This window comes from Aeromonas jandaei, assembly GCF_037890695.1.
GTDB lineage: Bacteria > Pseudomonadota > Gammaproteobacteria > Enterobacterales > Aeromonadaceae > Aeromonas > Aeromonas jandaei.
In genome coordinates this window covers 3707102-3719368 of record NZ_CP149571.1, presented here as the reverse complement: position 1 = coordinate 3719368, position 12267 = coordinate 3707102, and the positions used below count along the sequence as shown (strand labels likewise).

The window sequence follows — 12267 nt, the reverse complement described above, 5'->3', positions numbered from 1 at the left end:
ACCGAGCCCGCAACACCCAGGTAAATTGCTGAATTTAAAGCTAAATAACTGGAGGTTGTCTTGAATCACACTGCATTGCTAGTGCTGGAAGATGGAACTGTATTCAAAGGCGTGTCGATAGGCGCCGAGGGATGTTCCGTTGGTGAAGTGGTTTTCAATACGTCGATGACGGGCTATCAGGAAATCCTCACCGATCCCTCTTATTCCCGTCAGATAGTCACCCTCACTTACCCCCATATAGGCAACACCGGCACCAACAGCGAAGATGAAGAGTCCAGTCAAATCCATGCTCAGGGATTGATCATCCGGGACCTTCCGATACTTGCCTCCAATTTCCGCAATCAGCAATCCCTCTCCGAATACCTCAAGTCTCACAACATCGTTGGCATCGCCGACATCGACACCCGCAAACTGACCCGCATCCTGCGCGAGAAAGGCGCCCAGGCTGGCTGCATTCTGGCCGGGAAGCAGGTTGATGAAGCCTATGCCCTCGAACAGGCCCGCGCCTTCCCCGGCCTGAAGGGAATGGATCTAGCCAAAGAGGTGACGGTTGGTGAGGCGTACAACTGGACCGAGGGCAGCTGGCAGCTTGGCAAGGGGCACGTCACCCCGGCTGCCGACCAGCTGAAATACCACGTGGTGGCCTACGACTTCGGCGTCAAGCGCAACATCCTGCGGATGCTGGTTGACCGTGGCTGCCGCCTGACCGTAGTGCCGGCCAAGACTCCGGCTGCCGAGGTACTGGCGCTGAACCCGGATGGCATCTTCCTCTCCAACGGCCCCGGCGACCCCGAGCCGTGCGACTACGCCATCGAGGCCATCAAGGCTTTCCTTAATACCAACACGCCGGTATTCGGCATCTGTCTGGGTCACCAGCTGCTGGGTCTGGCTTCCGGTGCCAAGACCGTCAAGATGAAGTTTGGCCACCATGGTGCCAACCACCCGGTCAAGAGTCTGGACGACAACACAGTGATGATCACCGCCCAGAACCACGGCTTTGCGGTAGATGAGAACAGCCTGCCGGATTGCCTGCGCGCCACCCACGTCTCCCTGTTCGATGGGTCACTGCAGGGCATCCATCGCACCGACCGACCGGCCTTCAGCTTCCAGGGTCACCCCGAGGCGAGCCCGGGCCCGCACGATTGTGCCGGTCTCTTTGACCACTTTATTGAATTGATTAAGCAGTATCGCGCCTAAGGAAAAGAGGAAAGAGTTTCATGCCAAAACGTAACGACCTTCAGAGCATCCTGATCCTCGGCGCCGGCCCCATCGTCATCGGCCAGGCCTGCGAATTTGACTACTCCGGCGCCCAGGCGTGCAAAGCCCTGCGCGAGGAGGGTTACCGCGTCATTCTGGTCAACTCCAACCCGGCCACCATCATGACCGACCCGGAGATGGCGGACGCCACCTACATCGAGCCCATCACCTGGGAAGTGGTGCGCGAAATTATCAAGAAAGAGCGCCCGGACGCCATCCTGCCCACCATGGGCGGCCAGACTGCGCTCAACTGCGCACTGGCGCTGGAAAAACACGGCGTGCTGGCCGAGTTCGGCGTCGAGATGATCGGTGCCACTGCCGATGCCATCGACAAGGCCGAAGATCGCTCCCGCTTTGACAAGGCGATGCGCAGCATCGGCCTCGAGTGCCCGCGTGCCGGTATCGCCCACAACATGGAAGAGGCGTGGGGCGTGCAGCAGATGGTCGGTTTCCCCTGCATCATCCGCCCCTCCTTTACCATGGGTGGCTCAGGTGGCGGCATCGCCTACAACACCGAAGAGTTCGTCGAGATCTGCGAGCGCGGTCTGGATCTCTCCCCGACCAAAGAGCTGCTCATCGACGAGTCGCTGATCGGCTGGAAAGAGTACGAGATGGAGGTGGTGCGGGATCGCAACGACAACTGCATCATCGTCTGCGCCATCGAAAACTTCGACCCCATGGGTATTCACACCGGTGACTCCATCACGGTCGCACCAGCCCAGACGCTGACCGACAAGGAGTACCAGCTGATGCGCAACGCCTCCATGGCGGTGCTGCGCGAAATCGGCGTCGAGACCGGCGGCTCCAACGTCCAGTTCGGTATCAACCCGAAAGATGGCCGCATGGTCATCATCGAGATGAACCCGCGGGTGTCGCGCTCCTCCGCGCTGGCCTCCAAGGCGACTGGCTTCCCCATCGCCAAGATCGCCGCCAAGCTCGCCATCGGTTACACCCTGGACGAGCTGATGAACGACATCACCGGTGGTCGCACTCCGGCCTCCTTCGAGCCGGCCATCGACTACGTGGTGACCAAGGTGCCGCGCTTCAACTTCGAGAAGTTCGCCGGTGCCAACGACCGTCTGACCACCCAGATGAAGTCCGTCGGCGAAGTGATGGCCATCGGTCGCAACTTCCAGGAGTCCCTGCACAAGGCGCTGCGCGGTCTCGAGACCGGCAAGGCGGGCTTCGACCCCATGGTGGATCTGAACGCCCCGGACTCCCTGACCCGCATCCGTCACGAGCTGCAGGATGCCGGTGCCGAGCGTATCTTCTACATCGCCGACGCCTTCCGCGCCGGCCTCTCCATGGACGGCATCTTCAAGCTGACCAAGATTGACCCCTGGTTCCTGGTGCAGATTGAAGAGCTGGTGAAGCTGGAAGAAGAGGTGAAAGAGCGCGGCATGGCCGGTCTCGATGCCGACTTCCTGCGCGCCCTCAAGCGCAAGGGCTTTGCCGATGCGCGTCTGGCCAAGATCCTCGGTGTGGCCGAAGGGGAAGTGCGCAAGCTGCGTGCCCGCCACAACATCTTCCCGGTCTACAAGCGGGTCGATACCTGCGCCGCCGAGTTCGCTACCAACACCGCCTACATGTACTCCAGCTATGACGAGGAGTGCGAGGCCAACCCCACCGACCGCGACAAGATCATGGTCATCGGTGGCGGCCCGAACCGCATCGGTCAGGGCATCGAGTTTGACTACTGCTGCGTGCACGCCGCGCTGGCCCTGCGCGAAGACGGTTACGAGACCATCATGGTCAACTGCAACCCGGAGACCGTCTCCACCGATTACGACACTTCGGATCGCCTCTACTTCGAGCCGGTGACCCTGGAAGATGTGCTGGAAATCGTGCGCATCGAAAAACCCAAGGGCGTTATCGTCCAGTACGGTGGCCAGACCCCGCTGAAACTGGCCCGCGCACTGGAAGCCAACGGCGTGCCGATTATCGGTACCAGCCCGGATGCCATCGACCGCGCCGAAGACCGCGAGCGCTTCCAGTCTGCCGTCGAGCGCCTCGGTCTCAAGCAGCCGGAAAACGGCACTGTCACCGCGCTGGAACAGGCGGTTGTGGTGGCCGAGCGCATCACCTACCCGCTGGTGGTTCGCCCCTCCTACGTGCTGGGTGGCCGCGCCATGGAGATCGTCTACGACGAGACCGACCTGCGTCGCTACTTCGCCGAGGCGGTGAGCGTCTCCAACGAATCGCCGGTACTGCTGGATCGCTTCCTGGACGATGCCACCGAGCTGGACGTGGATGCTATCTGCGACGGCACCGACGTGGTTATCGGCGGCATCATGGAGCACATCGAGCAGGCCGGTATCCACTCCGGTGACTCCGGCTGCTCCCTGCCGCCGTACACCTTGTCCAAGAAGATTCAGGACGAGATCCGCGAGCAGGTGCGCAAGCTGGCGCTGGAGCTCGGCGTTATCGGCCTGATGAACGTGCAGTTCGCGGTCAAGGGCGATGACATCTACCTCATCGAGGTGAACCCGCGTGCCGCCCGTACCGTGCCGTTCGTCTCCAAGGCGACCGGTGCGCCGCTGGCCAAGATTGCCGCCCGCGTGATGGCCGGTCAGAGCCTGAAAGAACAGGGCTTTACCAAAGAGATCATCCCGCCCTACTACTCGGTGAAAGAGGTGGTACTGCCGTTCGCCAAGTTCCCGGGGGTTGACCCGCTGCTGGGGCCGGAGATGCGCTCCACCGGTGAGGTGATGGGTGTGGGCAGCAGCTTTGCCGAGGCCTATGCCAAGGCGCAGCTGGGTGCCAACCACGCCGTACCGAAAGAGGGTCGTGCCCTGCTGTCTGTTCGTCACAGTGACAAGGCACAGGTGGTCGATTTGGCCGCCAAGCTGCTGGAGCTGGGCTACGAGCTGGACGCCACTCACGGCACCGCTGTCGCGCTGGGCGAAGCGAGCATCAACCCGCGTCTGGTCAACAAGGTGCACGAAGGTCGCCCGCACATTCTCGACCGCATCAAGAATGGCGAGTACACCTACATCGTCAACACCGCCGAAGGGCGGGTGGCCATCGAGGACTCCAAGCAGCTGCGCCGCGCTGCCCTGCAGAACAAGGTGGCGTATACCACCACCATGAACGAGGCATTCGCGACCTGCATGGCCATCAGCGTTGATGCCACTGCCAGCGTCAACTCGGTGCAGGAGCTGCATGAGCGGGTGAACAACCGCTAACGCTCTGCGAGCGAGCCAGACTCGCTCTGCATAGATGACAAGCCCCCGCCAGCAATGGCGGGGGCTTTTTTATAACGACGGGTTGGGGGCTGCGCGGAGCGGACTTATGGGGCGCAGAGCGTAACTACCGTAAATCAGGCTGCGGCTTGCGGCTGCGAGGACGGGGCAGGGCATGCCACAGCTTGCGGGCCGTGACCAGAAAGGGGCGCAGGATCAGCGCGCTCAGGCGGCTGTAGTGCAGATTGTCTTTCGGGCCGACCCCGAAGGTGAGGGGCTCTGGCTGGTGGCTGGTGACGTAAAGAGTGCCGAACCACCAGTCCCACAGCGACAGATTGATCCCGAAGTTGTGGTTGAAGTGGCGGGGATCCCGGCTGTGGTGGATCTGGTGCTGGGCCGGGCTGTTGACGATATGCTCCAGCCGCGGGCCAAACGACAGCCAGATATGGCTATGGCGCAAATTGGCGGCCAGCGAGTTGAAGATCAGCACCAGATAGCCCACCCCAAACAGGGTGTAGGGGCGCACGGTTCCTCCGCACAGCCAGTAGAAGGCACCGGAGTAGAGGGCGAGCGCGCTCCCCTTGAGCAGGATTTCAGCGAGCTTCTCCACCAGATGAATGCGGCTGGCGGTCGGCGGCACCAGCACGGTGGCGCTGTGGTGCACCTTGTGAAACTCCCACAGCCAGCGGCTGTGAAAGACCCGGTGCAGCCAGTAGTGGACGAAATCGCTGACCAGAAATACCCCGAGACCGTAAAGCATCATCAGCCAGCTCGCCTCGGCCAGACGGGGACGCGCCCCCCACAGACGGGTGAGTGCAGAGGTAATATCCGTTGCCTGCAAAAGCCAGGGGTTGAGCAGAGTCAGGATCGGCACGATCAGGGCCACATGGAGCAGGGCGCGCACCAGATAATACTGATAATCGAGCAGGGCGGAGGGATGCAGCCAGATGGCCCGGCCGCCGAGAAAACCGGCGAAACTGCCTGCTGCGGGGCCTTGCTGGTGCCGGCGCACACGGTAGAGGAGGTAGGCAATGAGGCCGGATATCAGCAGGAAGGGGAGCCCAAGTCGCCCGTTGAAGTCAAACAGTCCGGTCAGGCAGTGCCAGATCGGAGTGAGCAGCCACTGCTGCACGTAAGCAAAGAGATGGGCGAGCGTATCCATAGGGTCCATACCGTGAGCATCCTGGCGGCGGCATTCTAAATGTAAACAACTCTCGATAAAAGCCCATGTCTGTTGTCGGGTCATACCTGTTGTCGGGGTATATCTGGGGGCGCTCCTGTTGCGGCAACCCCTGTCTGGTCAGGGAGAGGGGCGAGGCGATGGGACTTTAGCCTTGTGGATCAATTCTCTACAATGAGCCATCATGTGTGCGCCCGCCGCCGGGCGGGTTTGCCTCCAGCCTCAGTACCGGATATCCGATGACGCTCTCTCTCTTTTCTGTTTCCCCCGCCATGCGCACGCTGGCGCTGCTGATCCCCTTGCTGCTGGCCGGTTGTGCCAGCGATCCCGCTTCTGCCCCTGCACCGAGCGACACAACGGGCGCGACAGTGCCCGCCAAAAAGGCGACCCCGCCAGCCATGCAGCCGCGCAAGCCGGCGGACATGAAGAGCCGCATCGTGAGGTTTCTGCCCCGCCATGTGGTCGACAAGCAGGGGTGGGCCAACGATGTGGTGACGGCGCTCACTACCCAGGGTGTGACAGTCAACGATCACAACGTCTGTACCGTGCTGGCGGTGGCGGAGCAGGAGGCGACCTATCAGGCCGACCCCGTGGTGCCGGGCCTTGGCAAGATCGCCTGGAAGGAGATCAACTCGCGGGCGGCCAAGCTGCTGATCCCCGAGTTTATGGTGCGGGCCGCGCTCTCCATCAACTCTCCGACCGGCAAGAGCTATGCCGAGCGCATCGATGCGCTTCGCACCGAGCGGGAGATGAGCGAAATTTTCGAGGACATGATCAGCATGCTGCCGATGGGCAAGACCCTGTTTGGCAACATGAACCCGGTGCATACCGGCGGCCCGATGCAGGTGAGCATCGCCTTTGCCGAGGCCAATACCCGTGGTTACCCCTATCCGGTCAAGGAGTCCATCCGCCACGAAGTCTTTACCCGCCGCGGCGGTATCTGGTTTGGCACCAAACATATCTTCGGCTATGAAGCGGAGTACCCCGATACCCTCTACCGCTTCGCCGACTTCAACGCCGGCTGGTATGCCAGTCGCAACGCCGCCTTTCAGGCCGCCGTCAGCCGTTTGAGCGGTACCACGCTGGCTCTGGATGGCGATCTGATCCGCTATGACTCCGACCTGCCGGGCAAGACGGAACTCGCGGTCTATACCATCGCCAGCCGGATCAACATGAGCCAGCAGGCGATCCACCAGAGCCTCAAACTCGGTGATACCGCCGAATTTGGCCAGAGTGACCTCTATCATCGTGTGTTCACGCTGGCAGACCAGAAAGCGGGCAAGCGGTTACCCCGCGCCATCCTGCCGGGTATTCAGCTGAAAAGCCCCAAGATCACCCGCAACCTCACCACCGCCTGGTTTGCCAAGCGGGTGGATGACAGGGAGCAGCGCTGCGTGCGGCAGATGGCGACCATTCGCTAAGAAACACAACAAGGGCGGCCAATTGGCCGCCCTTGTTTACTGTGCTTTGACTACCTTGCTGGTCAGGGTCGGTAGATGCCAGGTTCCCCCCAGTGCAATCATGCGGCAGCTTCCGGTAGTGCTTTGCTCACTCTGCACGAAGGTTTTGCCATCCCACACCCAGCTTTCGAAAGAAAAACAATCTCCTATCCCTCTTCCTTTATGTGAGGCACTCAGTTCACCCATTCCATAACCGTTTGCATCAGTACTGATGAGGGTCGCACTGGCGGTATCAAGATTCGTGTCAATCACAATGAAGGCGGAACCGTCGTTGTAAGCTGCGAGCCAGCAGGGTAGCTGAACCAAGGCTCGTTCTTGGTTCAGGGGATAAAGCATGCCACCCTCTGAATTTTCGTTGACCATGGGACAGGTGTCTTTATCGACTTGCAGCTTCAGCCACTTGCCAATGCTCTGTTGTTCCGGCTTGGTGAGCGGGCGGGAGAGGTTGCCTGCGGCTACGGCGCCAGCGTGGATCACGGGAGCCGTCAAGGCAGGAGGAATGGATGTGGTGGGTAATGGGCCCTGTTTGGTCAGGGCTGTACTGGTATTGAGGCGGCCTTGGAAATCATCCATTTTGAGAAAAACGGCATAGGCTCCGGCGCCGGATAGCTGTTCCTGATGCTTGCTCCATTCAAATACCACTTTGCCAGTCCCCTTGATCGCTCGGACGAGTGCTGCGATTTGGGGCTGGCTGAACGGAGTCCGCTCTTTTACGGTGCCAAGCACTTCACCATTGATGCGCAGTGTGATCAAACCATCAGCGGGGGCTGCCGGTGCCTGTCCATCAACTTCTGCGATGGCAAGCTCTGCATGCAATGTGCCTTTGGCACCAGCCTCTCGGGTGAGCAAAACCGAGAGTCCCCCTGATTCTGCGCTATAACCTGCGGCTCGGCATGTACGTGTATTGTCGCAGGCGATCTCCCAGTCTTTATGGGCAAAATATAGGGCTTCGGGTTGTGTGGCCAGTATGGTGGCCAAGAGGGTAGATATAAGCATCGATGGATTCCAGTGAGAACTTTAAAGAGCATACCATGGCTCTTGCATTGCTTTGACCCCCATCTGGACTGTATCCGTCTGTCTGCTCTGTGTTGTGCGTGATGACAATGAAGGTCATCAAAGCGTGGAAGACCTGAAGGTGCTTATCGCAGCTTGCGCATAACCCATCCTAAATGACCTCAGTTTGAGGATCTGGGAATGTCTAGGAAAGTAGCGGAATTCAGGGGCGCAATCAGCAGCTGGGGCCGCAGATACCAGAGCTGGTCCAGCAGAACTGCAATAACAGGTGTGAAGTCCATTTCAACGTTGTCGTCTGATGTGTAATGGCCACATGTTAACAGTGGGTTCAACAAGCGTGTGTGATCTATGCCATGACTACTCTGCCCGCACCTGCATTGTTCTGTTTGTTACCCGGTGACGAGATAGTTCAATCGTAAAACCAGATTGAATTGAACTTTTTTATTCGGTTTTTTAAGTGGGTGGTGGGGGGTAGGCTAGTCTCAACTGCGAAGCGAAGGGTTTCGCCGTCATTATGACCACAATGAGGATCTGAAGATGGACAAACACGCTAGCGGGGCCGGTCAGTGCCCCTTTGCCCACGGTGCCAATACCTCTGCCAGTCAGGAGCATCAAGTCTGGTGGCCCAATGCCCTCAATCTCGACATCCTGCATCAGCATGACCGCAAGACCAATCCGATGGATGAGACTTTCGATTATGCCGACGCCTTCAACAGCCTCGATTACGATGCCCTCAAGGCCGATCTGCATGCCCTGATGACTGACAGCCAGCCCTGGTGGCCCGCCGACTGGGGTCACTACGGCGGCCTGATGATCCGCATGGCCTGGCACTCTGCCGGCAGCTATCGCGCCACCGATGGCCGTGGCGGTGCCAACACCGGCAACCAGCGCTTCGCCCCCCTCAACAGCTGGCCAGACAACGGCAACCTCGACAAGGCCCGCCGTCTGCTGTGGCCGATCAAACAGAAGTACGGCAACAAGATCTCCTGGGCTGACCTGATGATCCTGGCGGGCAACGTCGCCTATGAATCCATGGGGCTCAAGACCTTCGGTTTTGCCGGTGGCCGCGAGGATATCTGGCATCCGGAAAAAGATGTCTACTGGGGCTCCGAGAAGGAGTGGCTGGCGCCGAGCGGCAGTGAAGGGAGCCGTTACAGCGGCGAACGGGATCTGGAGAACCCGCTGGCAGCGGTGATGATGGGGCTGATTTACGTCAACCCGGAAGGGGTGGATGGCAACCCGGATCCCCTGAAAACCGCCCACGACATGCGCGTCACCTTCGCCCGCATGGGGATGAATGACGAAGAGACAGTGGCGCTCACCGCCGGTGGTCACACTGTCGGCAAGGCCCACGGCAACGGCAGCGCAGCCAAACTGGGGCCTGCTCCCGAAGGGGCCGATGTGCACGAGCAGGGGCTGGGCTGGATCAACCACGAGAGCCGCGGTATCGGCCGTGACACTGTGACCAGCGGCCTTGAAGGGGCCTGAACCAGCAACCCGACCCGCTGGGACAACGGCTACTTCAAGATGCTGCTGGGCCACGACTGGTGGCTCAAGAAGAGCCCAGCCGGTGCCTGGCAGTGGGAGCCCGTCGCCATCAAGGAGGAAGATCGTCCGGTGGACGTGGAAGACCCCTCCATCCGCTGCAACCCCATCATGACCGATGCGGACATGGCGCTGCGCTTTGACCCGGTATACCGGGAGATCTCCGAGCGTTTCGCCGCGGATCAAGCGCTCTTCTCCGACGCTTTTGCCCGCGCCTGGTTCAAGCTGACCCACCGCGACATGGGGCCGCGCAGCCGCTATCTGGGGCCGGAAGTGCCGGGCGAAGTCATGGTATGGCAGGATCCGGTTCCGGTGGTGGATTACCAGCTCTCCGATAAGGAGGTGAGCGAGCTCAAGGCCAAGCTGCTGGGCTGCGGCGTGGCGCCAGCCGATTTGATCGCCACCGCCTGGGACAGTGCCCGCACCTTCCGCGGCTCCGATTATCGCGGCGGGGCCAACGGTGCCCGCATCCGCCTCGCGCCAATGAAAGCGTGGGAAGGCAACGAGCCCGCTCGCCTCGAGAAGGTGCTCAACGCCCTGATCGCCCTGCAGGCCACCCTGAGCAAGCCGGTCAGCATCGCCGACCTGATTGTGCTGGGCGGTAGCGCAGCGGTGGAGCAGGCGGCCAAGCTGGCCGGCGTTGATATCGTCGTCCCCTTTGCGCCGGGTCGCGGCGATGCCTGCGCCGAGCAGACCGATGCCGAGTCGTTCGCCTTCCTCGAGCCGGTTCACGATGGTTTCCGCAACTGGCAGAAGGGGCACTACAAGGTGCAGCCGGAGGAGATGCTGCTCGACCGTGCCCAGCTGCTGGGGCTCACCGCCCGCGAGATGACGGTACTGGTCGGCGGGTTGCGGGTGCTTGGCACCAACCATGGCGGCTCGGCCCACGGCGTCTTTACCGACCGGGTCGGGGTGCTTAGCAACGACTTCTTCGTCAACCTGACCGACATGGCCTATAGCTGGCAGCCGACTGGCCGCAACAGCTACCAGATCGTGGATCGCCAGAGCGGCGCGGTGAAGTGGACTGCCACCCGGGTTGATCTGGTGTTTGGCTCCAACTCGGTGCTGCGTGCCTACGCCGAGGTCTATGCCCAGCAAGATGGCAAGGAGAAGTTCGTCCGCGACTTCGTCAAGGCCTGGGTCAAGGTGATGAACAACGACCGTTTCGATCTGAAATAAGTCGCTTCAACCCCAATCAGAACGCCAGCCGCAAGGCTGGCGTTTTTGTTGGCGGCAAGATGGGCGAAAAGGGAAATTTTGTGGCCCGATCACCCTTTGTCATCAGATCGGAGGGGGGCCGTTTGTCGGCCCTTTCGAGCGGATGAAGGCCGCTTTGCTCCTTGGGTCGCTCCCTTGCTGGCTGAATAGCGCGGAATTAATAAACATTTTACTTTATTAATTCGGCGCTATCCGGGCGGTTGCCTCATCAAAAATAGCGCCACTGGCGGTACATATGGCCGGGAACCCGCCCGGAAAAGGCTGCCCGATCTCTCTTTTATCCCGCGCATCTCCCGCTCAGCTCAGAAGCTCATGGCCAGACCGACCGAGTAGCCGCGGGTGTTGTTGCTGAACATATAGCGGGCGACCAGCCGGGTGCGGCTGACGATGATGTGGTACTTGCTGCTGTCTATCTCAAGACCGAGCCCCAGCGAGTTGAGGGCATTGAAGCCGAGCAGCCCGCGCTGCTCGCCGAGGTACTCGGTGCGGGCACCCTCCATCACATAGCGCAGCGGGCGATCGAGCAGGGTCCAGTCAAACACCGGCGCCCGGCGGCGCAGATAGAGACCAAGGTTCTCCGCCTCGGCGCTGCCACGCACACTCTCCGAGGTATTGCCGAAACTCTGCAGGTGCTGGTAGGAGTAACGCAGCTCGGCATCGATATCCTGAGTTTTGGAAAAGAGCTCGTAGTCGACCATCAGCGAGCCACCCAGCCCGTACATATTGAGCTGACCGTTTTCGAGAAAGTCGAGGGAGTAGCCTTTGGTACGATCGAGCAGCCAGTTGCCGATGCGAATATCGCTGGCCATGGTGCCCAGCGAGACATTGGCGATGGGGCGCAGTACCCAGTGGCCGCCCTGTTTATCCCTGTGCAGGGAGATATCCCAGCCAACGCCGCCCGAGGCGGTGGCGCTGTTCCAGCGAGTGGGGATGGTGCGGCTCTCGCTGCCGTTGCTCATCACGAACTGGGGATCGTAGCGGCTAAAGCCGAGTGCCCCCTCCAGATAGATAGGGAACGATTCGCTCATCGTCGCGCCACCGCCCAGCTGCGCCATGCTGAGGGCGGCCGACTGGCCACTGCCGCTGCCGAGGGAGAGATCGCTGGCGGTGATATCCGGCACCACGGTAAAGCTCATCAGGGAGAGCACCGCATTGGCCCGCTGCTGCGCCCACTCTTCATCCTGAGTTGCGCTCTGGGCGGCGTTGCCGAGCATGGCCAGCATAAGAGGCCACAAGGTCGGTAAGGGTCTGAACATGCGTCTTGCTCCTGCACGGCGACATCCTGTCACTCTGGCTCTACTGTAGCGAGATCCGCTGCCGTTGGCGCGCATCAGATGTTGCGATTGCTACTGCTATCCCGATTTTTTTCAACAGAGGCAAGGGGTTGCCGCCAGCGGCAGCCCTTTGCAGT

The 12267-nt window shown here is 60.7% G+C and carries 6 protein-coding genes and 1 pseudogene; 4 read left to right on the top strand and 3 right to left on the bottom strand.

Features of this window, described 5'->3' with window-relative positions:
* Positions 1-60: 60 nt before the first annotated feature.
* Positions 61-1197, top strand: a complete 1137-nt coding sequence (gene carA, locus WE862_RS17320) for a glutamine-hydrolyzing carbamoyl-phosphate synthase small subunit (protein WP_042031214.1) — start codon at positions 61-63, stop codon at positions 1195-1197.
* Positions 1198-1217: 20 nt separating this feature from the next.
* The gene (carB, locus tag WE862_RS17315; RefSeq protein ID WP_041208558.1) at positions 1218-4442 is read left to right on the top strand and encodes a carbamoyl-phosphate synthase large subunit; all 3225 of its coding nucleotides are present in this window, start codon (positions 1218-1220) and stop codon (positions 4440-4442) included.
* Positions 4443-4566: 124 nt separating this feature from the next.
* Here carB and WE862_RS17310 read toward each other — a convergent pair whose 3' ends face one another.
* A complete protein-coding gene (locus WE862_RS17310; protein ID WP_042031604.1) occupies positions 4567-5601 on the bottom strand; it encodes a sterol desaturase family protein in 1035 nt (344 codons plus the stop codon).
* 257 nt (positions 5602-5858) lie between these two features.
* On the opposite strand from WE862_RS17310, the gene WE862_RS17305 reads away from it, so the two are divergent.
* Positions 5859-7040 (top strand): DUF1615 domain-containing protein, encoded by a 1182-nt coding sequence (locus WE862_RS17305; RefSeq protein ID WP_042031603.1) that lies wholly within the window; start codon positions 5859-5861, stop codon positions 7038-7040.
* Positions 7041-7076: 36 nt separating this feature from the next.
* Here WE862_RS17305 and WE862_RS17300 read toward each other — a convergent pair whose 3' ends face one another.
* On the bottom strand, positions 7077-8075 hold the full coding sequence (locus WE862_RS17300; RefSeq protein ID WP_042031212.1) for a DUF1176 domain-containing protein: 999 nt from the start codon (positions 8073-8075) through the stop codon (positions 7077-7079).
* A gap of 555 nt (positions 8076-8630) precedes the next feature.
* Between WE862_RS17300 and katG the strand changes: the two are divergent.
* Positions 8631-10817, top strand: a pseudogene (gene katG / locus WE862_RS17295) (catalase/peroxidase HPI).
* A 341-nt stretch (positions 10818-11158) separates the two neighbouring features.
* On the opposite strand, the gene WE862_RS17290 reads toward katG, so the two are convergent.
* Positions 11159-12079 (bottom strand): hypothetical protein, encoded by a 921-nt coding sequence (locus tag WE862_RS17290; RefSeq protein ID WP_225628421.1) that lies wholly within the window; start codon positions 12077-12079, stop codon positions 11159-11161.
* Positions 12080-12267: the final 188 nt, after the last annotated feature.

Bases quoted from the DNA above. Each gene is read 5' to 3' on its own strand.
- carB (WP_041208558.1), top strand. From the start codon at position 1,218: ATGCCAAAACGTAACGACCTTCAGAGCATCCTGATCCTCGGCGCCGGC.
- WE862_RS17310 (WP_042031604.1), bottom strand. From the start codon at position 5,601: ATGGATACGCTCGCCCATCTCTTTGCTTACGTGCAGCAGTGGCTGCTC.
- WE862_RS17305 (WP_042031603.1), top strand. From the start codon at position 5,859: ATGACGCTCTCTCTCTTTTCTGTTTCCCCCGCCATGCGCACGCTGGCG.
- WE862_RS17300 (WP_042031212.1), bottom strand. From the start codon at position 8,075: ATGCTTATATCTACCCTCTTGGCCACCATACTGGCCACACAACCCGAA.
- WE862_RS17290 (WP_225628421.1), bottom strand. From the start codon at position 12,079: ATGCTGGCCATGCTCGGCAACGCCGCCCAGAGCGCAACTCAGGATGAA.